The sequence below is a fragment of the Paenirhizobium naphthalenivorans genome, from assembly GCF_007992095.1.
Classification (GTDB): domain Bacteria; phylum Pseudomonadota; class Alphaproteobacteria; order Rhizobiales; family Rhizobiaceae; genus Allorhizobium; species Allorhizobium naphthalenivorans.
Genome location: NZ_BJZP01000013.1, coordinates 100,665 through 127,596 on the forward strand (window position 1 = coordinate 100,665; position 26,932 = coordinate 127,596).

20 protein-coding genes are annotated in these 26,932 nt (G+C 61.5%); 8 read left to right on the forward strand and 12 right to left on the reverse strand.

Going from position 1 to position 26,932, the window contains the following annotated elements; genetic code table 11:
• Window positions 1-89: 89 nt before the first annotated feature.
• On the forward strand, window positions 90-839 hold the full coding sequence (locus tag RNA01_RS14065; protein ID WP_147180847.1) for a DUF1223 domain-containing protein: 750 nt from the start codon (window positions 90-92) through the stop codon (window positions 837-839).
• Window positions 840-1,154: 315 nt separating this feature from the next.
• Window positions 1,155-3,218 (forward strand): ATP-dependent helicase, encoded by a 2,064-nt coding sequence (locus tag RNA01_RS14070; protein WP_147180848.1) that lies wholly within the window; start codon window positions 1,155-1,157, stop codon window positions 3,216-3,218.
• A gap of 45 nt (window positions 3,219-3,263) precedes the next feature.
• Here RNA01_RS14070 and RNA01_RS14075 read toward each other — a convergent pair whose 3' ends face one another.
• From RNA01_RS14075 to chvE, 9 genes are all read right to left on the reverse strand, one after another.
• Window positions 3,264-3,902, reverse strand: coding sequence for a 2-dehydro-3-deoxy-6-phosphogalactonate aldolase (locus tag RNA01_RS14075; protein WP_147180849.1), 639 nt, complete (start codon window positions 3,900-3,902; stop codon window positions 3,264-3,266).
• A complete protein-coding gene (locus RNA01_RS14080; RefSeq protein WP_147180850.1) occupies window positions 3,899-4,834 on the reverse strand; it encodes a 2-dehydro-3-deoxygalactonokinase in 936 nt (311 codons plus the stop codon). Before RNA01_RS14080 ends, RNA01_RS14075 begins: the two co-directional genes overlap by 4 nt.
• A gap of 13 nt (window positions 4,835-4,847) precedes the next feature.
• Window positions 4,848-6,362, reverse strand: a complete 1,515-nt coding sequence (locus RNA01_RS14085; protein WP_147180851.1) for an aldehyde dehydrogenase (NADP(+)) — start codon at window positions 6,360-6,362, stop codon at window positions 4,848-4,850.
• 21 nt (window positions 6,363-6,383) lie between these two features.
• Window positions 6,384-7,313: a Gfo/Idh/MocA family protein gene (locus RNA01_RS14090; protein WP_147180852.1), complete on the reverse strand. Its 930-nt coding sequence runs from the start codon at window positions 7,311-7,313 to the stop codon at window positions 6,384-6,386.
• A 10-nt stretch (window positions 7,314-7,323) separates the two neighbouring features.
• Window positions 7,324-9,069, reverse strand: a complete 1,746-nt coding sequence (araD, locus tag RNA01_RS14095) for an L-arabinonate dehydratase (protein ID WP_147180853.1) — start codon at window positions 9,067-9,069, stop codon at window positions 7,324-7,326.
• Window positions 9,070-9,120: 51 nt separating this feature from the next.
• Window positions 9,121-10,086, reverse strand: coding sequence for an AraD1 family protein (gene araD1 / locus RNA01_RS14100; RefSeq protein WP_147180854.1), 966 nt, complete (start codon window positions 10,084-10,086; stop codon window positions 9,121-9,123).
• A gap of 11 nt (window positions 10,087-10,097) precedes the next feature.
• Window positions 10,098-11,309: a multiple monosaccharide ABC transporter permease gene (mmsB, locus tag RNA01_RS14105; RefSeq protein ID WP_147180855.1), complete on the reverse strand. Its 1,212-nt coding sequence runs from the start codon at window positions 11,307-11,309 to the stop codon at window positions 10,098-10,100.
• Entirely contained in the window at window positions 11,309-12,844 is a 1,536-nt protein-coding gene (gene mmsA, locus RNA01_RS14110) for a multiple monosaccharide ABC transporter ATP-binding protein (RefSeq protein WP_147180856.1), read from the reverse strand. The genes mmsB and mmsA overlap by 1 nt, the downstream gene beginning before the upstream one ends.
• A gap of 113 nt (window positions 12,845-12,957) precedes the next feature.
• Window positions 12,958-14,028, reverse strand: a complete 1,071-nt coding sequence (gene chvE / locus RNA01_RS14115; RefSeq protein ID WP_147180857.1) for a multiple monosaccharide ABC transporter substrate-binding protein — start codon at window positions 14,026-14,028, stop codon at window positions 12,958-12,960.
• A gap of 170 nt (window positions 14,029-14,198) precedes the next feature.
• On the opposite strand from chvE, the gene RNA01_RS14120 reads away from it, so the two are divergent.
• Both RNA01_RS14120 and RNA01_RS14125 read left to right on the forward strand, forming a co-directional pair.
• A complete protein-coding gene (locus tag RNA01_RS14120) occupies window positions 14,199-15,140 on the forward strand; it encodes a LysR substrate-binding domain-containing protein (protein ID WP_235916632.1) in 942 nt (313 codons plus the stop codon).
• A 195-nt stretch (window positions 15,141-15,335) separates the two neighbouring features.
• Window positions 15,336-15,734, forward strand: a complete 399-nt coding sequence (locus RNA01_RS14125; protein WP_147180859.1) for a DUF2794 domain-containing protein — start codon at window positions 15,336-15,338, stop codon at window positions 15,732-15,734.
• Window positions 15,735-15,746: 12 nt separating this feature from the next.
• Here RNA01_RS14125 and RNA01_RS14130 read toward each other — a convergent pair whose 3' ends face one another.
• Entirely contained in the window at window positions 15,747-16,304 is a 558-nt protein-coding gene (locus tag RNA01_RS14130) for a GNAT family N-acetyltransferase (RefSeq protein WP_147180860.1), read from the reverse strand.
• A gap of 452 nt (window positions 16,305-16,756) precedes the next feature.
• On the opposite strand from RNA01_RS14130, the gene RNA01_RS14140 reads away from it, so the two are divergent.
• A complete protein-coding gene (locus RNA01_RS14140) occupies window positions 16,757-17,788 on the forward strand; it encodes an aspartate-semialdehyde dehydrogenase (protein ID WP_147180862.1) in 1,032 nt (343 codons plus the stop codon).
• Between the two features lie 173 nt (window positions 17,789-17,961).
• Entirely contained in the window at window positions 17,962-18,783 is an 822-nt protein-coding gene (locus tag RNA01_RS14145) for a lytic murein transglycosylase (RefSeq protein ID WP_147180863.1), read from the forward strand.
• A gap of 118 nt (window positions 18,784-18,901) precedes the next feature.
• On the opposite strand, the gene RNA01_RS14150 is transcribed toward RNA01_RS14145, so the two are convergent.
• Window positions 18,902-19,543, reverse strand: a complete 642-nt coding sequence (locus tag RNA01_RS14150; protein WP_147180864.1) for a carbonic anhydrase — start codon at window positions 19,541-19,543, stop codon at window positions 18,902-18,904.
• A gap of 81 nt (window positions 19,544-19,624) precedes the next feature.
• On the reverse strand, window positions 19,625-20,503 hold the full coding sequence (gene pdxY, locus RNA01_RS14155; RefSeq protein ID WP_147180865.1) for a pyridoxal kinase PdxY: 879 nt from the start codon (window positions 20,501-20,503) through the stop codon (window positions 19,625-19,627).
• A gap of 188 nt (window positions 20,504-20,691) precedes the next feature.
• Between pdxY and RNA01_RS14160 the strand changes: the two genes are divergently transcribed.
• Together RNA01_RS14160 and RNA01_RS14165 are read left to right on the forward strand one after the other, a co-directional pair.
• Window positions 20,692-25,479, forward strand: coding sequence for an NAD-glutamate dehydrogenase (locus RNA01_RS14160; protein WP_147180866.1), 4,788 nt, complete (start codon window positions 20,692-20,694; stop codon window positions 25,477-25,479).
• 46 nt (window positions 25,480-25,525) lie between these two features.
• Entirely contained in the window at window positions 25,526-26,926 is a 1,401-nt protein-coding gene (locus tag RNA01_RS14165) for an MFS transporter (protein WP_235916637.1), read from the forward strand.
• Window positions 26,927-26,932: the final 6 nt, after the last annotated feature.

A 26,932-nucleotide genomic window follows, 5' to 3' on the forward strand; every position in this document is an offset into this window, starting at 1 on the left:
CGGACGGGCTATTTCATTAGGCGATACAGAAATCGATCCGAAGGTTTGCGCAGCGAGCGCCCTCGGCTCTCGTTGAACGGGTTTGCTCCATGATCTCGAGGATACTCTCCGGTCTGGCTTTGAGCTGCACCATCACCTTGGCATCCGGCGCCGGCGCCACGGACGCCACAGTGCCCAAAGGCGTGGTCGAGCTGTTCACCTCGCAAGGTTGCAGTTCCTGCCCACCTGCCGACAAGGCGCTAGAGACCCTGGTGCGTAAGGGCGGCATTGTCGCGCTCTCCTATCATGTGGACTATTGGAACTATCTTGGTTGGGCGGACACGCTAGCCTCTCCGGAAAACACCGCTCGCCAATATGCCTACGCCCGCAGCCTCGGACGCACGGGGGTTTATACACCGCAGGCCCTAGTCAACGGCCGCGACCATCTCAAGGGCACAGATCTCGGCATGATCGAGAGAAAGCTGGACGCTCTGCGCGCCCAGGGCGACGGCCTGACCGTACCGATCAGCGCCAATCGCCGTGGCGACGAACTGTCCATCACGGTTGGCGCAGGAAAGGGCAGGGCCGAGGTGGTGATCGTCTATTTTCGCCAGCATCAGACGGTCGAGGTGACGAAAGGCGAGAACACCGGCAAGACGATCGATTATGTCAACAGCGTCAGCGATGTGCAATCGGTTGCCATGTGGAACGGAGCGGCGCTTGATCTGACCCTGCCAGCGAAAAAGATCGGCACGGATGGGGTCGATGGATGCGCCATTCTTTTGCAATCGACCGGACCGCATGGTGAACCGGCGGCAATCCTCGGCGCCACTGTCTTGACCACTGCAACGAAATTGTGAGTCTGGGTGGGTCCGACCTGAAACATTGGGGGGCTGGGGGTAAGGGGTCAATGCACCAGACCGGACCCTCTTGGCATGCTCTTCGCAAGCCAAGAAATCCCAATCTCCCGCGAAAATTGGGCGCTGTTTTGTCCAAATTACGGCGTTTCGGCTAAATTGGAGATTGTGACGTTAAGCAGTTTATCTAACACGGCTTTTCTTTTTTGCTCATCAGGCGCCAGCCTTTGATCTCCGCGAAGTTCTCTCTCTGTTCTTGCCAAATCGCGCATTGTCAGGCAAACCGGGGATCATAGCGACCAAGGAAGCCTTCGGCGGATGAACCCAGCACATCTCGAAACGCTGAACGAGCGGCAGCGCAGCGCCGTCGTGCACGGCATCGGGTCAGACGCCGAAAACGTGAACCGACCGCTGTTGATCATCGCGGGTGCCGGATCGGGCAAGACCAATACGCTGGCGCACCGCGTCGCGCACCTGATCGTCAACGGCGTCGATCCACGCCGCATCCTGCTGATGACCTTCTCCCGCCGTGCCGCGAGCGAAATGAGCCGCCGCGTCGAGCGCATCTGCAGAAAGGTACTCGGCAACGATGCCGGTGTGCTGACCGATGCCCTGACCTGGGCCGGGACCTTCCACGGCATCGGCGCACGCATCTTGCGCGACTACGCCTACGAGATCGGCCTCGATCCCGGCTTCACCATCCACGACCGCGAGGATTCCGCCGACCTGATGAACCTGATGCGGCACGATCTCGGCCTGTCGAAGATGGAAAGTCGTTTTCCGACCAAGGGCACCTGCCTTGCCATCTATTCGCGGACGGTGAACTCGGAGACACCGCTTGGTGAGGTGCTGCGGCAAGCCTATCCTTGGTGCGCCACCTGGGAGAAAGAACTGAAGGCGCTGTTTTCCGCCTACGTCGAGGCGAAACAAGCGCAGAACGTGCTCGATTACGACGACCTTCTGCTCTACTGGGCGCAGACGGTCGGAGATCCGGAACTCGCGGCCGAAATCGGCGGACGCTTCGACCATGTGCTGGTCGACGAATACCAGGACACCAACCGGCTGCAATCCTCGATCCTGATGGCGATGAAGCCGGGCGGGTGCGGACTGACGGTGGTTGGCGACGATGCCCAGTCGATCTATTCTTTCCGCGCTGCGACGATCCGCAACATCCTCGACTTCCCAGCAAGCTTCGACCCGCCTGCCGACATCATCACGCTCGACCGCAATTACCGCTCGACCCAACCGATCCTCGCCGCCGCCAATGGCGTGATCGACCTCGCGCGCGAGCGCTTCACCAAGAACCTCTGGACAGAACGACAATCGGAGGACCGCCCACGGCTGGTCACGGTGCGGGACGAGGCCGAGCAGGCGAACTATATCGTCGAGCAGATCCTGGAGAACCGCGAACGGGGCCTCACCCTGAAGGACCAGGCGGTGCTGTTCCGCACGTCCAGCCATTCCGGCCCACTGGAAATCGAGCTGACCCGGCGCAACATCCCTTTCGTCAAGTTCGGCGGGCTGAAATTTCTCGACGCCGCGCATGTCAAGGATCTACTGGCGGCGCTGCGCTTCGCCCAGAACCCGCGCGACAAGGTGGCTGGCTTCCGCTTGATGCAACTGCTACCAGGCGTCGGCCCGCAGACGGCGTCAAAGATCCTCGACGCCATCGCCGCCGATCCGCACCCGCTGGCCGCACTGGCCGAAATCCCGCCTCCGCCGCGCACCGGTGACGACTGGGGCAAGTTCGTCGATATGCTGTCCGAAATGGGCCGGGGCGGATGGCCGGGCGAGATCGAGATCGCGCGGCTGTGGTACGAGCCGCATCTCGACCGCCTCCACGACGACGCCGAGACCCGCAAGGCCGATTTGCTCCAGCTCGGCCAGATCGCATCCGGCTACGGCTCGCGCGAGCGCTTCCTTACGGAACTGACACTTGACCCGCCGGATGCCACCAGCGACCAGGCGGGCGTGCCGCTGCTTGACGAGGACTATCTGATCCTCTCCACCATCCATTCTGCCAAGGGGCAGGAATGGAAATCGGTCTTCATGCTGAATTGTGTCGATGGCTGCATTCCCTCCGATCTTTCGGTCGGGACAACCGCAGAGATCGAGGAGGAACGACGCCTGCTCTACGTGGCGATGACGCGGGCCAAAGACAGCCTGCATCTGACCGTTCCACAGCGCTTCTTCACCTACGGCCAGAACGCGCAAGGGGACCGGCATGTCTATGCCGCGCGCACCCGCTTCATTCCGGCGACCCTGTTGCAGTTTTTCGAAACAGCCACATGGCCGGTGGCGCAACCATCGGCGCCGGGCACGCGAGACGCCCGGCAGATCCGTCTGGATGTCGGTGCCCGCATGCGCGGCATGTGGAACTGAACGGGGCGTCACCGCGCGACAGCCCGTTTGAGCATGAGGTGAAATTCAGACCGATACGGCGGTGTCGTAGGCGGCAACGGTCCGCTCTGCCTTTTCGGAGACGGCCGCCGCGCTATCGCCCGGCTTGTAGAGGCTGGAGCCAAGGCCGAAGCAGGTGACGCCAACCTTGAGATAAGCGGCGAAGTCGGTCTGCGACACGCCGCCCACGGCACCGATCGGCAAGCCTGGCGGCAGGATGGCGCGGATAGCGTTGATACCCTGAGGACCGAGCACGCTTGCGGGGAAGAACTTGAGCGCCCCCGCCCCCGCCTTGGCCGCCCGCAACGCCTCGGTCGCGGTAAAGACGCCCGGCATGGTGACCATGCCATGCTGGACAGCGCGCTGAATGACAGCCGGCTCGACATTGGGCGTCACCAGGAGATCGCCGCCAACGTCCCTTAGCCGGTCGACCTGTTCAACCTCGAGCACGGTGCCGGCACCGATCAGGCAGGATGGTGGCGCGAGACGCCGCGCCTTCTCGATCGAGGCAAAGGGCTCCGGCGAATTGAGAGGTACCTCAATCGCTTCAAATCCGGCTTCCACCAGCGCATCGACCACGCCCTCGATCTCCTCAGGCCCGATGCCGCGCAAGATGGCGACGAGATTACGCTTGAGCATCGGCCAGCCGACGGAGGAATGGTTCATGGCGCGAACTCCGCGAAACGATGGGGAAAGAGAGCCTTGGCTGCGGCAAACAGGCCCGAACGGACCAGTTCGCCGCCGTCGAGCGATACGGGCTCGGCGCCGGCGAGAATGAGCGCCGCAGCATAAAGCTCGGTCAGCGCGCCGCTGCCGATCAATTGCACACGCCGGCTTTCGTCGAGTCGAGACCGCATGGCGGCGATTTCGGCGCCAAGCAGCAGCCCGGAGAGGCGCGAAGCGGCGCTCGATTCGTCGGCGCCCGAGAGAAGAGCCTGTGCCCGGATCGAGAACAGGCGGGTGGTCAGACTGAAATCGGTGGAAAGAGCTTCCTCCACCGCCTGGCGGAAGGCGGGGTGCCCAGCTGCGGCGCGGCCCTCGCCGATCGACAGGCGCAAAATTGATTGCCGGCTAACCAGTTGGAACAACTCACCCGTCATGACAGTGGTAAAGCGGCTGATCCGGCCGCCTTCCAACGATACCCATTTCGAATGGGTGCCGGGCAGGCAGAACAGGGCGTCACAAAGTCCGCCCGCGACGGCACCGAGAAGCTGGGTCTCTTCGCCGCGCATCACGTCTTCCGCACCCGCGCTGCGCTGGCAAACACCGGGCAGAATGCGAACGTCACGCCCAATGCCGGGCGCGCATACGGCTTTACGATAAAGGTCGATCAGACCCGCCGGTGCTTCGGCATAGGGGGCCTCGACCCAGCCAGCGCGCGCGCCAGCCATGCCAGCGACGACCACCGGCAGGTCGGGACCGGCGCCGAGCGCGGCAAGATGTGCCTCCAGAACGCCAGCGAAACGATCTGACGTCAGGGTCCCCATGCCTTCCGGAGAATGGCGGTCACCGAGCACGCCAGCTGCGGCATCGACCAACCAAACGCGCAGATTGCTCGTTCCCCAGTCGACCAGTGCCACCGCAGCTTGCGTGCTCATGCCGGAACGGTCCTTAACGCAGGTCTGCCGGGAGCAAGGCCACCGGGATGTCCTGATAGCAGACCGGTCGCAGGAAGCGACGAATGGCCATCGTGCCGACCGAGGTCGCGCCGAAGTTGGTGGAAGCCGGGTAGGGGCCGCCGTGTACCATGGAATCAGCAACTTCGACGCCGGTCGGGAAGCCGTTGGCGAGCAAGCGGCCAGCCTTGCGTTCGAGGATCGGCAGGAGCTTGGCGCCAAGCGCCTCGTCACCGGCTTCGAGATGAAGTGACGCCGTCAGCTGGCCTTCGAGGCTGCGAGCGACCGCCAGCATTTCATCCGTGTCCGAGACCGTGACGATCATGCCGAGCGGGCCGAACACTTCCTCGCCCAACGCGTAGTTGGAGAGCCATTCCTTGCCTGTCGTGGCAAACAGGTAGGGCGTCGCATTGCGCAGATCGCAGGTCGAGGTGAGAACCGAACGGACACCTTCGACCGAAGCGATCTTTGTCGCACCCTTGCGATAGGCATCGGCAATGCCCTCGGTGAGCATGATCTGCGGGGCAACAGTGGAGAGCGCCTCCTCGGCGGTCTTGGCGAAAGCGTCGGCGGTCTCGCCTGCGATCACGACGACAACACCCGGATTGGTGCAGAATTGACCGGCGCCCATGGTGAGTGAACCAACCCAGCCTTTAGCGATTGCCGCGCCGCGCGCAGCCATGGCTTCCGGCAGCAGGAACATCGGATTGACCGCGCCGAGTTCGCCGAAGAAGGGGATGGGCTCAGGACGCTGGGCGCAGAGGTCAAACAGAGCCCGGCCGCCGCCTAGTGAACCGGTAAAGCCGATCGCCTTGATCAGCGGATGCTGGACAAGCGCGGTGCCGACTTCACGACGGCCGCCCTGGACCAGCGAGAAGACGCCCGGATGAACACCGCAACGCTTGATAGCGGCATCAATCGCGGCCGCAATGATTTCCGCCGTTCCCGGATGTGCCTCGTGGCCCTTGACCACGACCGGGCAACCCGCAGCCAGCGCCGAGGCCGTGTCGCCGCCGGCGGTCGAGAAGGCCAGCGGAAAATTGGAGGCACCGAACACGCCGACCGGGCCGATCGGCCGCTGCATCAGCTTGAGGTCCGGCCGAGGCAACGGCTGGCGATCCGGCAAGGCCGGATCATGGCGGCGATCGAGATAATCGCCCTTGAGGATATGCGAGGCAAACAGGCGCAACTGACCGACGGTGCGGCCGCGCTCGCCAACAAGGCGCGCCTTGGGAAGGCCAGTCTCGCCGGAACCGATTTCGGTGATGTCGTCGCCGCGCGCGTCGATTTCCTCTGCGATGGCTTCAAGGAACGCGGCGCGTTCTTCGCGGCTGGAATAGCCGTAGCTTTCGAAAGCCTCTTCCGCGGCACGCACGGCCGCATCTACCAGATCCGCCGAACCGAGGGAGAAATTCCGCACCGGACCTTCCGCGGGCGAAGATGAGAAAGTCTCGCTGCCCGCCACCCAACGGCCGGCGATCAGATGCTTTCCGGTAAATTCATAAGCCATGGCAAATATCCCTATTGTCTATCAGTCTTCGAAGGCCTCGACCTCGAGGCGCTCTCCGCACAGGAAGGCGTCCGCCACCAGGCGGAGCGGCTGGAAATCGACGTCGCTCTCGCGCGCCCGGATGAGCGTTGCGAAGCGTTCGTAGATACCGGCATATTCGCGGTCGGGTCCAGCCGACTTTTCAATACCGTCAATAAACAGTTCGGCACCGCCGCTGGAAAGGCGCAACGTGCTCTGATCGGTCTGCACGGTGATGTCCCAGGTCTGTGGACCTTCCTGGCGCCAGTCGAACTCGGCAACGATCGGCGCGCCGGAAAACGTGCGCATGGCGATCTCGGCGGCAATGGGCTGCCTGCGGTTGGCCGGAAAGGAAAGACGGGCGTTTTCGACGAGAATCCGGCCCGGCACGATGGCAGTCAGGATCGAAAGCGCATTGATGCCGGGATCGAAGACGCCAAATCCGCCCGGCTCCCAGATCCACGCCTGACCAGGATGCCAGCGACGCACATCTTCCTTCCATACGATCGATATGGAGCGGATCGCCCGGCCGGCAAGCCATGTCTTCGCCGGCTCAACACCGAGCGCAAAGCGTGAGTGCCAGGTGGCGAACAGCGTAACGCCGGCCTTGGCGGCAAGCTCGGCCAGCGCCTCGGCCTCGCCAAGCGTGGTCGCCGGTGGCTTCTCCATCAGCACGTCATGGCCGGCGGCGATCGCCTTTCTGGCCATGTCGAAGCGAACCTCTGGCGGCGTGCACAGCGAGACCGCACGGATAGCCGGACGGCTGGCGAGGAAAGCATCGAAATCCTCGTGGTTTTCGATGCCCTCGACCTTGCCGTGGCGGCTGACCGCCGCCTTCAGGTCGAAATCGGCACCTGCGGCAACCGAAGGAATATGCTGGTCGCGAGCGATCTTGCCGATACCGACGAGGGCAAGTGAAATGCGGTCTGTCATGGCCGGTCCCTCAGTGCGAATCCTTGCCGACGGCCGAACCGCGACACCCCTTGAGGAAGTCGAAGTCGGCGCCGGTATCGGCCCCTTCGACATGGTCGTGGAACATGCGGGCATAGCCGCTGGCCGGCGGCTCGACCGGCGGGCGCCAGGCAGCAAGCCGGCGCTGCAGTTCCTCGTCGGGAATGTCAAGGTGGATCCGACGATTGGCGACGTCGACCTCGATCATGTCACCGTTGCGAACCACCGCAAGCGGGCCGCCGACAGCGGCTTCCGGCGAGGTATGGAGCAGAACCGTACCATAGGCCGTGCCGGACATGCGGGCGTCGGAGATGCGAACCATGTCGGTAATGCCCTTGCGCAGCACCTTGGGCGGCAGCCCCATGTTGCCGACCTCGGCCATGCCCGGATAACCCTTCGGACCACAGTATTTCATGACCATGACGCAGGTCTCGTCAATGTCAAGGTTCTCGTCATTGATCTTCGCCTTGTAGTCGTCGATGTCCTCGAACACCACGGCGCGGCCGCGATGCTGCATAAGGTGCGGCGAGGCGGCCGACGGCTTCAGCACGCAGCCTTTCGGCGCCAGATTGCCCTTGAGCACGGCGATGCCACCCTGCTGGGTGAGGGCGCGCTCGACCGGACGGATGACATCGTCGTTCCAGTTGCGGACATCCTTGACCTCATCCCAGATCGGACCGCCCGAGACGGTCAAGGCATCCTTGTTCAGCTTTCCGGCCTCGCCGAGCATCTTCAGCACCACCGACAGGCCACCGGCGTAGAAGAACTCCTCCATCAGATACTCGCCGGACGGCATGAGGTTGACGACGGTCGGGACGTCGCGACCACAGCGGTCCCAGTCTGCCAGCGTCAGGTCGACACCGAGACGGCCAGCGATCGCCAACAGGTGGACGACGGCATTGGTCGAACCGCCGATCGCGCCATTGGTGCGGATAGCGTTTTCAAACGCCGCCTTGGTCAGGATGTCGGAGGGCTTCAAGTCGTCCTTGACCATCTGTACGATGCGGCGGCCGGTCAATTGCGCCATGACGCGCCGGCGGCTGTCGACGGCCGGGATAGCGGCATTGCCGGAAAGCGTCATGCCGAGCGATTCGACCATGGAAGCCATGGTCGAGGCGGTGCCCATGGTGTTGCAGGTACCGGTCGAGCGCGACATCGAGGCTTCGGCCTCAAGAAACTCCTCCTGCGTCATCTCGCCGGCCTTCACGGCTTCGGAGAACTTCCACAGATGCGTGCCCGAGCCGACCCGTTCGCCACGGAAATAGCCGTTGAGCATCGGACCGCCGGAGACCATGATCGCCGGCAAGTCGACAGAGGCAGCTCCCATCAAAAGCGAGGGCGTGGTCTTGTCACAGCCTACGAGGAGGACGACGCCGTCAATCGGCTGGCCGCGAATGGCCTCCTCGACCGCGAGCGCCGCCAGGTTGCGGTACATCATCGCTGTCGGACGGTAGGTGTTTTCCGATGCCGAAAAGACCGGGACCTCGACTGGAAAACCGCCGGCCTCCCAGATGCCGGCCTTCACCTTTTCCGCCAGCTCGCGCAGGTGGCCGTTGCACGGCGTCAGGTCCGACCAGGTGTTCATGATGCCGATCACCGGGCGTCCGTCGAACAGGTCATGCGGGTGGCCCTGGTTCTTCAACCAGCCGCGATGGTAGATATTATCGCGAGTATTGCCGCCGTACCATTCCTGGGATCGCAGCTTGCGGGGCCAAATTGCCGGTTTGAAAGCGCTCATGGCTGTTCTCTGTCTCTTTGCTAGCGACTTGGCGCCGCGCGGCGCCAATGTTCAAAGCATGGTTACGTCAGGGTTTCCGGCGCCTGCACGCGCCAGGGGATTGGTCAGCGGCAAGCCGAACGCACCGGCCTGAACCTCGAACACATCGCCCTCCTCGGCCCGGATGCCATCGGCGAACGACAGGGTCGCCGTGCCGAACATATGGACATGCAGGTCGCCCGGCTGGCGAAAGAGGTCGTACTTGAAATGGTGGTATTCGAGATTGGCGATCGTGTGGGACATATTGTCCTCGCCCGACAGGAAGGGTTTTTCCCAGATCACCTTGCCACCGCGCAGGATGCGCGAGGTGCCCTCGACATGCGCCGGCAGCGGCCCGACCAGAAGCTCCGGACCGAACGAGGCCGGTCGCAGTTTGGAATGGGCGAGGTAGAGATAGTTGATCTTCTCGGTGACGTGATCGGAAAACTCGTTGGCGATCGAGAAGCCAAGGCGGAAAGGCGTCCCGTCCTTGCCGATCAGGTAGAAGCCGGCGATTTCCGGCTCTTCGCCACCGTCGAGCGCGAAGGAAGGCGAGACGAGAGGCTCGCCAGGCGCCACGGCATTGACGCCGGTTCCCTTGTAAAACCATTCCGGCTGGACGCCCGTCTCGCCGGCATTGGGCTTACCGCCCTCAAGGCCCATGCGGAACATCTTCATCGAATCGCTCATGCCGGCGGTATAGGCATGCATGCTGTCGCGAGCCGAGGCAGAACCGGTATGGGTGAGCCCCGTACCGGTCAGGAACATGTGCGCCGCATCAGGATGGCGAACGGGGCAATCGAGCTTGCCGGTTGCGGCAAGCTGGCCCAGGTCGACCATTTCACCTTCACCGCGCCCGGCAATGCATGCGGCGATGGACATGCCGGCCTCGATGGACGACTTGGCCAGATCATAGGTGGAGGCGAAGCCTGGAACCAGGCGCGCGGTTTCCCCCTGGCGGCAGATCACACCGCCATCCTTCAATTGCGAGAGATGCATTTCTCTTAACCTCAGACTGCTTTGTTCTTGTTGTAGACGTCGAAGAAAACGGCCGCGAGCAGGACCAGTCCCTTGATCAACTGCTGGTAGTCGATGCCGATACCCATGATCGACATGCCGTTGTTCATCACGCCCATGATGAAGGCGCCGATGACCGCACCGATGATGCGACCGACGCCGCCGGACGCCGAGGCACCACCGATAAAGCAAGCCGCGATAACATCAAGCTCGAAGCCGACACCAGCCTTCGGCGTGGCCGAGTTGAGGCGGGCGGCGATGATCATGCCGGCAAGCGCGGCAAGCACACCCATGTTGACGAATGTATAGAAGGTGAGCCGCTCGGTGTTGATGCCGGAGAGCTTGGCCGCCTTCTCATTGCCGCCCATGGCGTAAATGCGCCGGCCGAGCGTCGAGCGTGTCGTGATGAAAGTGTAGAAGGCGATCAGGACGCCCATGATGACGAGCACATTGGGCAGGCCGCGATAGGTTGAGAGCTGGAAACCGAGGAAGATCGCGACCACGCTGATCACCGCCATCTGCCCGGCGAAGAAGACGAAGGGCTCGTTCGGGGTCCCATGCAGCTCGTTGAGCCGGCGGTTCTTAAGGCCCGAGTAGATCGCCCAGCCGACCAGCGCGAGGACGGCGACGAGCGCCACATAGTTCTTGACGACGCTTGTTGCCGGATCGGTGAAGGACAGGAAATCCGGAATGAAGCCGGTCGACAGAAGCTGGAATTCCTTCGGGAACGGACCGATCGGCCGGCCCTGCAGCACGACATAGGTGAGTCCGCGGAAGACCAGCATGCCGGCGAGCGTGACGATGAAGGACGGGATTTTCTGATAGGCGACCCAATAGCCCTGGGCGGCGCCCATGGCGGCCCCCATCATCAGGCAAAGCGGCACGACGATCGAGAAATGCCAACCCCATTTGACCAGCATGATCGCCGATATGCCGCCGGTAAAGGCGACGATCGAACCGACCGAGAGGTCGATATGACCGGCGACGATGATCAGCAGCATGCCGAGCGCCATAATAATGATGAACGAGTTCTGCAGCACCAGATTGGTGATGTTGACCGGCTTGAACAGAACGCCGCCGGTCAGGAACTGGAACAGCAGCATGATGACGACGAGCGCGAGCAGAAGCCCGTATTCGCGGATATTCTTGCGCAGATAGTCGCTGACGGAAACATTCGGGGTTTCTGTGCGGGTATCGATTGCCATTAGTATTTCTCCCCCGAGCGCATGATGGCACGCATGATGGACTCCTGGCTCGCCTCTCCCTTCGGGAGCTCGGCGACGATCCGGCCTTCGTTCATCACGTAGATCCGGTCACAGGTTCCAAGCAGTTCGGGCATTTCCGACGAGATCATCAGAATGCCCTTACCTTCTGCGGCAAGCTGGTTGATGATGGTATAGATTTCGAATTTCGCCCCGACGTCGATGCCGCGTGTCGGCTCGTCGAGGATAAGCACTTCCGGATCGGTGAACAGCCATTTGGACAGCACAACCTTCTGCTGATTGCCGCCGGAGAGGTTGACGGTTTCCTGGTAGATCGAGTGCGAGCGGATCCGAAGCTTGGAGCGGTATTCGGAAGCAACCTTCGCTTCCAAGCGCTCGTCGATGAAGCCATGCTGCGACACGCCTTCGAGATTGGCCAGCGTTGTGTTGTGCATGATGTTGTTGTTCAGCACCAGGCCGAGATGCTTGCGATCCTCGGTCACATAGGCGAGACCGGCGCCGATCGCCTTCGGGATCGTGCTGACATCGACCGGCTTGCCGTGCATGAGGACCTGACCGATGATCTTGTGCCCCCAGGATTTGCCGAACAGGCTCATCGCGGTTTCTGTCCGCCCCGCGCCCATCAGGCCGGCGATGCCGACGACCTCACCAGAGCGGACGGTGAAATTCACATCATGCAGGAACTGTCGGTCACGATGGTTCTGGTGGAAGACGTTCCAGTTCCTTACCTCCAGCAGGGTCTCGCCGATCTTCGGCTCGCGCGGCGGATAGCGATCCTCCATAGCGCGCCCGACCATGCCGCTGATGATGCGGTCCTCGCCGATCTCCTGGGTGTGACAGTCGAGCGTCTCAACCGTGCCGCCGTCGCGCAGAATGGTGATCTGGTCGGCCACCTTGCGGATCTCATTGAGCTTGTGGGAAATGATGATCGAGGTCATGCCCTGCTTGCGGAATTCCATCAGCAGCGTGAGCAGCGCGTCGGAATCCGTTTCGTTGAGCGAGGCGGTCGGCTCGTCGAGGATGAGAAGGCGGACCTTCTTCGACAACGCCTTGGCGATCTCCACCAGCTGCTGCTTGCCCACCCCGATGTCGGTGATGAGCGTCGAGGGCGAATCCTTGAGGCCCACCTTGGCGAGCAACTCCTGAGTGCGGGCAAAAGTCGCCGGCCAGTTGATCACACCATTGCTGGCAATCTCGTTTCCGAGAAAGATGTTCTCGGCGATCGACAGAAGCGGCACCAGCGCCAGCTCCTGATGAATGATGATAATGCCGAGCTCCTCGCTGTCGGAAATGGTCGAAAAGCGGCGGACCTTCCCGTCGAAATGAATCTCGCCATCGTAGGTACCGGCAGGATAGACGCCGGAAAGCACCTTCATCAGGGTCGATTTGCCGGCACCGTTTTCGCCGACCAATGCGTGAATCTCGCCTTCGCGCACCTTGAAGGAGACATCGTCCAGGGCTTTGACACCCGGAAAAGTCTTGGTGATGCCGCGCATCTCGAGAATAATATTGTCCATGTGCAGAATTCCGGCGCGGCACGGCGACTTCCGTCAAGCCGGCGGGCGCAAGCTCCCTAAATGCTACGGGAAGAGGGTCCGCGACAGATCGCGGACCCATGTCGATCAGAGGATCAGTTGTCGATCTGCTCGGCAGTGTAATAGCCGGAGGAGACCATGACGTCCTTGATGTTGGCCTTGTCCACGGCAACCGGCTTCAGCAGGTAGGACGGAACGACCTTGACACCATTGTTGTAGGTCTTGGTGTCGTTCACTTCCGGCTCCTTGCCGTTCATGACGGCTTCGACCATCGAAACGGCGACTTTGGCCAGCTCACGGGTGTCCTTGAACACGGTCGAATACTGCTCGTCGGCGAGAATCGACTTGACCGAGGGAAGCTCGGCGTCCTGACCGGTGACGACCGGCATCACCATATCGCCCGAACCATAGCCAACGCCCTTCAGAGCCGACAGGATGCCGATCGACAGGCCATCATAGGGCGACAGTACGCCGTTGACCTTGGCATCGGTGTAGGTCGAGGACAGAAGGTTTTCCATGCGCGCCTGGGCGACAGTGCCGTCCCAACGCAGCGTGCCGACCTGTTCCATGCCTTCCTGTCCAGACTTTACGACGATTTCGCCGCTGTCGATCATCGGCTGCAGAACCGACATTGCGCCATCATAGAAGAAGAAGGCGTTATTGTCGTCCGGAGAACCGCCGAACAGTTCGACGTTCCACGGCTTGGTGTCGCCAAACTTGGCCTTGAGACCGTCGACCAGGCTGGTGGCCTGAAGCACGCCGACCTGGAAGTTGTCGAAGGTGGCATAATAGTCGACATTGCCGCTGTCGCGGATCAGGCGGTCATAGGCGATGACCTTGACGCCGGCATCGGCCGCCTTCTGCAAAATATCCGACAGCGTCGTGCCGTCGATGGCGCCGATTACGAGCACCTTGGCGCCCTTGGTCACCATGTTCTCGATCTGGGCAAGCTGGTTCGGGATATCGTCATCGGCGAACTGCAGGTCCGGCTCATAGCCAGCGTCCTTGAACAGCTTTTCCATGGTCTCGCCGTCCGAGATCCAGCGCGTCGACGTCTTGGTCGGCATCGAGATGCCGGCAACGCCCTTGGTTTCAGCAATAGCCTGCGACGCGAACACCGAAATGCCCAGCGCGACGGACGCAATTAGAGTGGTGATTTTCTTCACGGAAGTCCTCCCTGGCTGATCGTCCGGCTCCAGCTCCGTCTGGCAACCGTACAGTGCAAGAACCGGCGACGGCATAGGCCTCGCCTGATCCGAGGCGAGTCTTAGCGCCGGGAATATACCGATCAAATGAATAATTTGACTTTCTGCATACCATGTTCGATATGCAGAAAATGTCAGAGATCCTCGCCAGCCGCCTTCTGCCCAAGCATTTTAGCCTCATTCGTGCGGTGGTTGAATATCATCAACTCAGTCTTGCGGCCAATGCGCTGGCGATGACACAGCCGGCCGCCTCCCGAATGCTGGCCGACATCGAGCGTCACGTCGGCGCAGCCGTCTTCGTGCGCACACCGAAGGGCATGGAGCCCACAGCAATCGGCCGTGCTCTGGCGCGACGGGCGGAAAACCTACTAGAGGAGATCCGCGAAGCGACACGCGAGGTGGAGGCGATCCGGCGCGGGCTGACAGGCAGTGTGCGCGTCGGTGCTGTCACCGGTGGGGCTGTCGGTTATGTCGTGCCAGCAATCAAGGCACTGAAGATCGAGGCCGAAACCGCCGACATTCATGTCGATGTCGCGCCAAGCGACACATTGATCGCCGAGCTTCTGGCCGGCCAGCTCGACTTCGTGCTCGGCCGGATTCCGACCGGGATCGACGCGCGTCAGTTCACCATTTCCGGCATGCTGGAGGAGACTGTGGACATTCTTGTGCACCAGAGCCACCCGCTGGCCAATGCCGAACGGCTGACCATGGCCGACCTGGTCCACTTCCCCTGGGTTATGCAGGCGCCTGGCGCACCGGTGCGCCAGGCGCTGGAGCAGGTGTTCATTGCCGAAGGGGCGCCGATCCCTTCCAACATCGTCAATACCACCTCTCTGCTGGTGATGATCGCCATGCTGGCCGCCTCGAATGCGATCGCACCTTTCTCACGCGAGGTTTCCGACCTGCTATGCCGCCAAACCACGGGTTCCGGCCTGACCCAGCTTGACATACGCCAGCCGATCTCGGTCGCCCCCTACCATCTGATCAGCCTGGCCGGAAAGAGAATGAGCCCGATCGCCGTCCGCATGCGCGACCTGGTAATCGGCGAGTTTGAAAGCCGTCGGCGCAGCTGACAAGAAAGCACCAAGCATCACCCGCTACTGCCGAACCCCACACCTTTCCAGCCACTGTTTTCGGCGCTGTCTCCATCGTGGGCTCAGCACAGGTGACACCGTTTATCGCCCGAACGGGTCACCGAGGCTTGCAATTTGGGCCTCTTGAGGCAGACTGTCATCCATCCGTCACGAAGGTGAAGTGGTGAATCATAGATGAGCGATCAGCCGGATATAGGTTCCGACAATAGCGGCAGTCACGATCACAACGGCGCATCGGTCGTCGACATGCGCGAATACCGCCAGACCCGCGACCCACTGCCCATTACATTCCATCGCCGCGAGCTGGACGCCATATTGTGGATCTACGGGCGCATGGTGGGGGAAGGGCTTTGGCGCGACTATGCCATCGATCACCTCAAGGACAAGGCTGTGTTCTCGGTGTTCAAGCGCTCGGGCGAATATCCGCTCTACCGTATCGAAAAGAACCCGAAACTGGCAGCCAGACAGGGCGCCTTCGCGGTGATCGGCGCTGATGGCCGTGTTCTCAAGCGCGGACACGAACTGAAACAGGTGCTGAAGGTGTTCGATCGTACGCTGAAGCTGGTCGAATAACGGCTGAAACGTTTAGCCGGCAAAGAGAGTACCCGGATAGCTATACGGATCCGGGTCGGACGTATCGCCTTCGCCGAGTGCGGTTTGCATGAATACGGTGTCGAGCCATTGGCCAAGTTTGAAGCCGGTACCGTTCAGCGTTCCCGCCATACGGAAACCCAGGGCCCGGTGCACGGCGATCGAGGCAAGGCTCGCCCCGCCGATAACGGCCACCATTTGCCGGAATCCGAGATCGGTCGCGCGCCGGACCAGCTCCTCGAGCAAGGTCCTGCCGATCCCCCTGCCGCGCGCTTCAGGCGCGAGATAGATCGAATCCTCGACGAGCCAGCGATAGGCCGGACGGGTGCGAAAGGCCGAGGCATAGGCGTAACCCAAGATCTGGTTCGATGGGTCGACCGCCACGATATAGGGATAGCCCTGCCCCGTGATCGCCTCGAAGCGCTTCTGCATTTCGCTTTCATCCGGCGCGACGAGCTCATAGCTTGCCGTCCCTGTCGCAACCGCGTCGGCATAGATGCGCGCGATGGCGGCGATGTCCGCCAAGCAGGCATTTCGAAGCGTTATTGTCATGGATTCACCGGAAGGCTGAGGATACGACAACTACTATTTTTCACAGGCGTATCGCCATTTCAACTGAGGGTCCACCAACTCGCATGCGAACCGCTGACGGGAAAGGCCCGGCACCTTGACGCACAACCCGCCGAACCAACGAGCGGACGAACCGGCGAGGGCCGGCTTTTGCTTGACTCTCGGCGAAAACCTTTTAATAGCTCGGCCGGAATAGGGATTCACTCATGCATTCTTTCTGCTCGCACATCGCAGACAGATCGAGCCTGGTGCACAGCGCCGGGAACGCCTTGCGTTACTCCCTTTCATTCACGACCACGGCCAAAACGACGACGAAAACCGTCTGACGTCTCTGGCCACCGCTCTCTCCCCGGCACGGCCGGGGACAAGGAAGACGCGCTCGAAGCGCGGCTCCCCCCTCACAGCCCGAGGAGAGACAGAAAGAGAGCAATTTAATGGGTTTCAAGATCGCAATCGTAGGCGCCACCGGCAACGTCGGGCGCGAAATGCTCAACATCCTCGCCGAGCGCGGTTTTCCGGCCGACGAGGTGGTCGCACTGGCTTCGGCCCGCTCCCAGGGCACGGAAGTTTCCTTCGGCGACAAGGTGCTCAAGGTCCAGAATCTCGAGAACTATGATTTCTCCGACACTGACATCTGCCTGATGTCGGCCGGTGGCACCATTTCGCAGAAGTGGTCACCGAAGATCGGCGCCAAGGGTTGTGTCGTCATCGACAACTCGTCCGCCTGGCGCTACGACGCCGACGTTCCGCTGATCGTTCCGGAAGTGAACCCGGACGCCATCGTCGACTTCAAGAAGCGCAATATCATTGCCAACCCGAACTGCTCGACCGCCCAGCTCGTCGTCGCGCTGAAGCCGCTGCATGATGCCGCCAAGATCAAGCGTATCGTGGTGTCGACCTACCAGTCCGTTTCCGGCGCCGGCAAGGAAGGCATGGACGAACTGTTCTCGCAGACCCGCGCCGTCTTCGTCGCCGACCCGATCGAGGCCAAGAAGTTCACCAAGCGCATCGCCTTCAACGTCATCCCCCACATCGACGTCTTCATGGAAGACGGCTACACGAAGGAAGAGTGGAAGGTCTTGGCCGAAACCAAGAAGATGCTCGACCCGAAGATCAAGGTGACCTGCACCGCGGTTCGCGTGCCGGTCTTCATCGGCCATTCGGAATCGGTCAATATCGAATTCGAGAATGAAATCAGCGCCGACCAGGCCCGTGACATCCTGCGTGAAGCACCGGGTTGCCTGGTGATCGACAAGCACGAAAACGGCGGCTACATCACCCCGGTCGAATGCGCCGGCGAGGATGCCACCTTCATCTCGCGTATCCGCGAGGACGCAACGGTCGAAAACGGCCTCAACCTGTGGATCGTCTCCGACAACCTGCGCAAGGGCGCGGCTCTCAACGCCATCCAGATAGCCGAGCTGCTGGTCAATCGCGGTCTGATCAAGCCCAAGAAGGTCGCCTGATCCGTCCTTCGCAGGCCCCCGGCATCAGTGACGCCGGGGGCCTGCCGAATTTCATCATATCGTGATCGGCGAGAACGCGAAACAAGCGCCGAAACACTTGAAGCAAGCGTGACAGAATCAGCGTCCGCTGGCATGTTGCGACCAAATCAAAGCGCAAAGATAAGAGGCAATAAATGCGACTGTCCAAGTTCCTGTCGGCGGCCTTTCTCACGGCGACCATGGTCTCGACCGCAACGGGTGCTGCTCAGGCGGCGCAATGCGGCAAGACATCCGCCGGTTTCGATGCCTGGAAACAGGAATTCAAGGCGGAGGCGGCAGCCCGCGGCATTAACCCAAGGCTGCTCGACAAAGTCATGGCCAACGTTTCCTATAACAATGCGACGATCCGCGCCGATCGCGGCCAGAAGAGCTTCAAGCTTTCCTTTGACCAGTTCATGCAAAAGCGCGGAGGCACCACGATCATTTCGCGCGGCAAGAGCATGAAAAAGGGTAATGCCGCATTGTTCGCCAGGATCGAGCAGCGTTATGGCGTGCCGGCCGGGCCGCTCATCGCAATCTGGGGCATGGAGACCGGCTTCGGTTCCTACATGGGCAATGAGCACACTCTCTCGGCAGTGGCGACACTCGCCTATGACTGCCGCCGCTCGGATTATTTCACCGACCAGTTTTATGCGGCGCTACAACTCGCCGGCAACGGCACGCTGGCGATAACGGCTCGCGGAGCGGCCCATGGCGAAGTCGGCCAGACACAGTTCCTGCCACGCAATGTCGCAAGGTTCGGCGTGGACGGCGACGGGGATGGCAGGATCGACCTCGTCCGCTCGCGCGCCGATGCGCTCGCCTCGACCGCCAACTTCCTGCGCGGCAACGGCTGGCGTGCTGGCGCCGGCTATCAGCCTGGCCAAGCCAATTACGGGGCTCTCCAGCAGTGGAACGCAGCAACCGTGTATCAGAAAGCGATCGCCTATATCGGCGCACGCATCGACGGGGAATAAGACATTTCCGACAGAGCCAGGGAAGGCCGCTCAGGCCTTCCGCCTCGCACGTCGTTGTTTGGCCATCAGCGCGTCAACTTCGCTGTCAGGCGCCACACCGGTTTCGGCCAATCTCCGGTCACGCTTCGAGACGGACGAAATCCTTGCTTTGGGGATCCATCACCCACAATTCGCCGTTGGCGATGTCGAACCAAGCGCCGTGGATCTGTATTTTGCCACGTTCCTCAAGGATTTTGACGCAAGGGAAAGTCCGCAGATTGGCAATGGAATTGCGAATCGAGATGCGCTCCAGCGCCGTCTGACGCTCAGTTGTCGTCATCACCGAATTGCCCTGGATCTGTTCAGCAGCGGTTCTGACCAGCCCCATCCATTTTCCGATGAAATCCCCGGGCGACAGCGGCTCCGCATTGGGATCGAGCGCAGCACCGATGCCACCGCAACGACCATGCCCCATGACGATGATGTCCTTGACGCGCAGTGCCTGAACGGCGAACTCGAGGGCAGCGGAGGTCGAATGGTATTGGCCGTCGGGTTCGTAGGGCGGCACCATGTTCGCGACATTACGAACGACGAACAGTTCGCCTGGCCCCGCATCGAAGATCGTCTCCGGCGCCGCGCGGCTGTCGCAGCAGGCGATGACCAGCGTATGCGGCTTCTGCCCTTGATCCGCGAGCACGCGATAGCGTTCTCGTTCGGCGACATAGCGACCGCTCATGAAGTTGCGATAACCGTTGAGTAGGGTGGTCGGGAAGCTCTTCATGCTTCTCGATTAGCCTGCGCCGGGCGAGATGGCAACAGTGTGGTGCGGGCTTCAAACGCAATGCGGCAATGCGGTTTGCGCTCAGCTCCGTTTCGGCCGGCGAGCGGGATGCATCAAGTGACGCATCTGTACCAGCGCCATGGGGGTGGCAAGACTGGAAACATCACTTTCCAGCGTGAGTTCATCGCCACCGCGTTTGGCGGTGCGAGCCAGGATCTCGAAGACACTCGCCGTCGTCAGTTGCACGGCCCGTTCCTCCGGCACCCCAGCCAGCAAACGGGCCAGAAGCAGCGCCGATGTTAGATCGCCAAGGCCGTTGGGAGCATCGTCGATCAATCTGTGTTCGGCGAGCAGGGCATGTTTGCCGCTGAGATAAAGATTGCCGGTGCTACCCGCCATCATCGGCACAGCCGAGGTGACCAGCATGCGTGCTGGCCCGAGTGACAGAGCCGCTTCCATAATCTCGGCATTGGTCGACAATTTGCCGCCGACAAGCCACTCCAGCTCGTAGCGATTCGGGGTGGCGACGGAAGCGAGCGGGATCAGCTCGTCGCGAATCGCCACCGCGGTCTCTTCGCGAAGATAGAGGCCACCGACATCGCCCATCACCGGATCGCACACGTAGAGCAGCTCAGGATCGCGGGCGCGCAAAGCCCGGACCAGGCGCGCGACGGCGCGCGGTTGGGCGGCATTGCCGAAATAGCCGGTCAGAACGGCCTTGACCTCGCCGAGCCATGGCGCCCGAATAAGATCGTCGACCACATGATCGAAGTCGCTTTCGTTGAAGGTGAGCCGGGTCGATGGACCGTGCCCCGGGTGCCAAGGCAGCACCAGCGTCGGTAGCGCCCAGACCGGAAAACCCAGACTTTCGAGCGCGAAGACGGCGGCCCTATTGCCGACTGATCCGCGCACGACGTGACTCGAAATGACGATGACCGCGCCCGGTGCCTGTTCTGTCATGACCTAAGATCCATGTTTGTACCCTTGTTGATCAGGCATATGGTCGGCAACTGTCAATCTCCACATCCAAGTTATCGCCTATCGGATCACCTCAAATTTTAATGGGATCCGAAAAGACATACATGTCTTGGCAAGACATTCCATTGTACAACCGTGCAACATGCGAATGACATTGGAGGGAGTGAACAATGGTCGCGAGCAGGAAGCCACGGCGAGAACAGCAGTTTGAAAGCGCTCGGCGCATCGCAATCGCGAACGGCGAGCCTTTCATCGACCCGGGGACCCTGTTCAGCCGCGCCGCCAATGACGATCTCGACCTTTACACGCCGGAAATGCTTGCCCTTTCGGCAGTTCACGCGGCGACTGACATCGCCGCCTGGAACGGCGAGACGCCGCGTATCGCAATCAAGACTGTACCCGAGGTAGCACCGGGGGGAACACCCGTCAGCATTCTGTCGATCGTCGATCGCAACAAGGCATTTCTTTATGATTCCGTCATGAGCGAGGTGACCAGCGTCCATCGCGAGATCTCAATGGCCATCCATCCGATCCTGGTGCTTGCGCCCGGCGGGGAAATTGCCCTGTGTGCGCCCGAACTTGAGGTCGAGAGTACCGCCCGGGTCAGCTACATGCAGATCCATCTCGCGCCGCTCAGCGCCGAGCAATCCAAGGCGCTTCAGGAGAACCTTGCAAATGTGCTGGCCAAGGTGAAATTGGCCTACACGGACTGGAAGCCGATGCTGTCCCTGCTCGACTCGGCAATTCAGGAATTGTCCACTACCGTCGCCGGACGCCGGAAGGCGGATCGCGATGAGGCGCTCGCCTTCCTCGACTGGCTGCGCAAGGATAATTTCACCTTCCTCGGCATGCGCGAATACATCTATTCCGGCGAAGGCGCGGACGCCAAGGTGGAACGCAGCCTCGGCCAGGGCCTCGGCATCCTGTCCGATCCAGACGTTCTGGTGCTGCGCCAGGGCAAGAACGCCGTCACCACGACGCCGGAAATCCTCGCGTTCCTGCAAGGGCCGGACTTCCTGATTGTCACCAAGGCCAATGTGAAATCGGTCGTCCACCGTCGCGCCTATATGGACTATGTCGGCGTCAAGCGGTTCGGAGCGGATGGAAAGGTGGTCGGCGAGCTGCGTATCGTCGGCCTTTTCACCGCCACCGCCTATACGCGCTCAGTCAACCAAATCCCGCTTTTGCGAGCCAAAGTCGACAAGGTGATCAGCCATTTCGATTTCGATCCACAGAGCCATTCCGGCCGAATCCTGGAAAACACGCTGGAATCCTATCCACGCGACGACCTGTTTCAGATCGACACGGACTTGCTGGCGAAGTTCTGCGAGCAGATCAACGATCTTGCCGAGCGCCCGCGCGTACGGGTGCTGCCCCGCATCGACCAGTTCGACCGTTTCGTGTCGCTGATCGTCTACGTCCCGCGCGAGGACTACAACTCCATCGTCCGTGAAAAGATCGGCCATTATTTCAGGACGGTCTATAACGGCCATGTCTCGGCCTATTACCCGGCTTTCCCTGAAGGCGGCGTCGCACGCGTCCACATCATCATCGGCCGGTCAGAGGGCAAGACGCCGCGCATCGCACAAGGCAAGCTCGAAGAGGCCGTGCGGGAGATCACGGCGCGCTGGGATGACCGCTTCGCCACGCTTGCCGGTGCCGAAGCGCCGCGCCTTTCCGTCACCCAGGCCTACCAGGAAGCCTTCAGCGCGGAAGACGCGGTCAAGGACCTGCGCCATATTCAGTCTTGCCGAGACGGAGCCCCTATCTCGATCGCTTTCCACGAAGTCGAGGGTGAGGAGGGGCCGCTTCTTTATCTGAAGATCTTCCATACTGGCGCGCATCTGCCGCTCTCGCGCCGCGTGCCGCTTCTCGAAAACCTCGGCTTCAACGTCATCAGCGAGCGTACCTTCGACATCGGCATCAACGAGGAGACCGACCAGGAAGGCCTCGTCGTGCTACACGACATGGAACTGCAGGTTCAGGGCGGCGGCACGTTCGATGTCGCGACCCAAAGTCGAACGCTTGAAGAAGCCTTCGTGCTGGCCTTCACCGGTACACTGGACAACGACGCCTTCAACCGGCTGGTCTTGACCGCCGGCGTCACGGCGCGCCAGGCAACCGTGCTGCGCGCCTATGCCGCCCATCTGCGCCAGTGTGGTTTCGTCTACTCGCCGCGCCACATCGCCGATACGCTCTACAAATATCCCGCTATCGCGGCGACCATCCTCGCCCTGTTCGAGCGGACCTTCGATCCGAAGCTTTCCGACAAGGCACGCCAGCGCAAGCTGGCTGATGCCCGCGCAGAGCTCGAAATGGCACTGTCCTCGGTTCCGAGCCTTGATGAGGACCGGATCCTGCGACGTTATATCAATTCCGTCGATGCAACACTGCGCACCAATTACTTCCAGCAGACCTATGCCACCGGGCAGCGCCCCATGCTGGCCTTCAAGTTTGATCCGCATCGCCTCGAAGGCCTGCCGGAGCCGCGCCCCTTCCGTGAGATCTTCGTCTATGGCGTGGAAGTGGAAGGCGTCCACCTGCGCTTTGGCAAGGTGGCACGCGGCGGTCTGCGTTGGTCGGATCGCGCCCAGGACTACCGCACCGAAGTGCTCGGTCTCGTCAAGGCACAGCAAGTAAAGAACGCGGTCATCGTTCCGGTCGGCGCCAAGGGCGGGTTCTTCCCCAAGCAACTGCCGGTCGGCGGCAGCCGCGATGCCTGGATCGCAGCCGGCACGGAAGCCTACAAGACCTACATCACAACCATGCTGTCGATCACCGACAACATCGAGGGCGGCAAGATCGTGCCGCCGGTCGACACGATCCGGCTGGATGACGACGACCCCTATTTCGTCGTAGCCGCCGACAAGGGCACGGCGACCTTCTCCGACACGGCAAACGGCTTGGCACAGGCCGCCGGTTTCTGGCTCGACGATGCCTTCGCCTCCGGCGGTTCGGCCGGTTACGACCACAAGAAGATGGGCATCACCGCACGCGGCGCCTGGGAAGCGGTCAAGCGCCATTTCCGCGAGATGAACATCGACATCCAGACCACACCGTTTTCCGTTGCCGGGGTCGGCGACATGTCAGGCGACGTTTTCGGCAACGGCATGTTGCTGTCGGAAAAGATTCGCCTGATCGCCGCCTTCGACCATCGAGACATTTTTATCGATCCGGATCCCGACACGGCCGTCTCCTTCGCCGAGCGCAAGCGCATGTTCGCCCTGCCGCGCTCAAGCTGGCAGGATTACGACAAGGCGCTGCTGTCGACGGGCGGCATGATCATTTCCCGCGCGGAGAAGTCAATCACGCTGACACCGCAAGCCGCCACCGCCATCGGCCTCGACAAGACGGTGGCGACACCGTTCGACATCATTAATGCGATCCTTAAGGCCCAGGTGGACCTTTTGTGGTTCGGCGGCATCGGCACCTATATCAAAGCCACCGAAGAAACCGACGCCGAGGTCGGTGACCGCGCCAACGACGCGATCCGCATAACGGGCGGAGAGGTCCGCGCCAAGGTGATCGGTGAAGGTGCCAATCTGGGCGTCACCCAGAAGGGGCGCATCGCCTTTGCATTGGCCGGCGGGCAGCTGAATTCCGATGCGATCGACAATTCGGCCGGCGTCAATTCCTCCGACGTCGAGGTCAATATCAAGATCGCCCTGTCGCCGGCGCTTGCCGACAAGCGGTTGACCCGCGACAAGCGTGACAAGCTGCTGGCCGAAATGACTGACGAGGTGGCGGCGCTGGTCCTGCGCAACAATTACCTGCAGACGCTGGCGATCTCGCTGACGGAGCGAAAGGGCGCCGTCAATCGCGAGGAACTCGGCCGTCTGATGAACTACCTCGAATCGCTCGGCCGATTGAACCGCAAGGTGGAGGTCCTGCCAGGCGACGCGGCGTTCGCCGAGCGCTACGCCTCCGGCAAGCCATTAACACGGCCGGAGATCGGCATTCTGCTTTCCTATGCCAAGATCGTGCTGTTCGATCAGCTGGTGGCATCAGATCTGCCGGACGATCCCTATTGCGAAAGCGCACTGACCAACTATTTCCCCGCCCGAATGAGGAAGACTTTCGCTTCGGACATTGCCGCGCATCGTCTGCATCGCGAGATCATCGCGACGGTACTGGCAAACCATGTGATCAATCGTGGCGGCCCAGGCTTCATCACCGCGATCGGCGATGCCACCGGGGCGCTACCGCCGGAAATCGTCAAGGCTGCCCTCATCACGCGGGACGGCCTTCAGCTTCCGGCGATCTGGGACAAGATCGATGCCCTCGACGCGCAGATCCCAGGCGAGACACAAAACAGTCTGTACGCGATGGTGGGTCGCGTCTATGCCGGCGTCACCCGCCTTCTGGTCGAGACAGGCACGGCTGGCGGCAACCTTTCAGAGGCGCTGGCGCGGCTGAAGAGCGCGGTCAAGGCCGCAAGGCAGGCCTTCGGGTCAGCCCTTCCTGACAACCTGCGCGTCATGCTCCAGCGTGAAGTCGCGGAACTGGTGCAAGCGGGTGCCCCCGCTGATCTGGCCGAGGAGGTGGTCGCCATGCTGACGCTGCAACTCGTGCCGGAGGTGATGCAGATCGCTGGCCGCACCGGGGCACCGCTGGCGCGGGTGATCGAGGGCTATTTCACCGTCTCCGACGTGTTTCGCGTCGATCGGATTCTCGTGGCAGGCAACCGCATCGTCAGCAGCGACCACTATGAAAGCCTTGCCCTTGGCCGCAGCCTCGACCAGATCGCCGCGGCGCGGCGCAACATGGTCGTCTCCGCTTTTGCCCATCATGGCGCCGAAAAACAGCCGGTCCGCGCCTGGCTTGCAGCCGCCCACCAGAGGGTCGAGCGGCTGGGGGCCGAGCTTGCGGGATTGAGCGAGGCCGAAGAAACAAACCTGGCAAAGATCACCGTGGCCGCCGGCCTTCTCAGCGATCTTGCGAACGACGGGACAAGATGACAGTCTCCACCTCGTATGATCGGGGAAGGGCTTTCATGTGACGAAAATGGCGGAGGCTGCGGATGTCAGCCACGGTGACGGGGTGTACAATCGCGGTGTCGTGGGCTGGATGCTGTTCGACTGGGCAGCCCAGCCGTTCTTCACAGTCATCACGACCTTCATCTTCGGTCCCTATTTCGTCTCCCGGCTGACAAGCGATCCGATCTCCGCACAGGCGACCTGGAGCAACATGGCGACGATCTCCTCGATCATCATCGCCGTGCTGTCGCCGATCCTGGGTTCAGTTGCCGACGCATCCGGCTCGCGAAAGCCGTGGATCGCCTTTTTCGCGACGATCAAGATCGCTGCCCTTAGCCTCTTGTGGACGGCCGCACCTGGCTCCTCGGTGGCTTTCGTCGTCCTGTTGATGGTGCTGGCCACAACATCCGCAGAATTCTCGATCGTGTTCAACGATTCGATGATGACCCGGCTTATCGGTCAGAAGGATGTTGGCCGCGTATCGAACGTCGCTTGGGGCATGGGTTACCTCGGCGGCATGATCGTGCTGATCAGCGTCGTGCTCTTCATCGCGGCAAGCCCGGAAACCGGCAAGACCATCCTCGGTGCAACACCGCTCTTCGGGCTTGATCCGGCGACAGGCGAGGATGCGCGCATCACCGGGCCAATCTCGGCGCTGTGGTACTTGATCTTCATCCTGCCGATGTTCCTCTTTACGCCGGATGCCAGGCGCGGCAAGCCGCTCGACGCGGCGGTGCGCTCCGGCCTCACAGAACTCGGCAACACGCTCAGGGAGCTGAAGGCAAAGCCGGGCATATCCCGTTTCCTCATCAGCCGTATGATCTACCAGGACGGCGTTAACGGCCTGCTGACACTCGGCGGTATCTTCGCCGCTGCAATGTTTGGCTGGCATACGATGGAAATCGGTATCTACGGGATCATCCTCAACGTCATCGCCATCTTCGGCTGCATAGCGGCGAGCTCGCTCGACCGGTGGCTCGGGTCGAAGTTCGTCGTGGTGCTTTCCCTGCTGCTGCTTCTGACCGCGACGTTCGGCATGATCTCGACAGGTCCGGATTTCACGCTGTTCGGACTGATCAACCTGCCGGTCGGAAGCACCGAGGGTCTGTTTTCAACGCCGGCGGAAAAGGCCTATATTCTCTATGGCTTGTTGATCGGCATCGCCTTCGGCCCGGTTCAGGCCTCATCACGCTCCTATCTGGCGCGCAGCGTCAGCCCGGTGGAGGCAGGCCGCTATTTCGGCATCTATGCGCTGTCCGGCAGAGCCACGAGCTTCATGGCGACCCTCTCGTTCTCCCTTCTGACCTACTGGACGGGTTCGGCGCGCATCGGCATGGCAAGTCTGATCATCTTCCTGGTGAGCGGCCTCTTCATCCTGCTGAAAACGCCCTATCCAGCCGCTCATTCAGCAAAGCCGCTCGAGCCATGAAAAAGT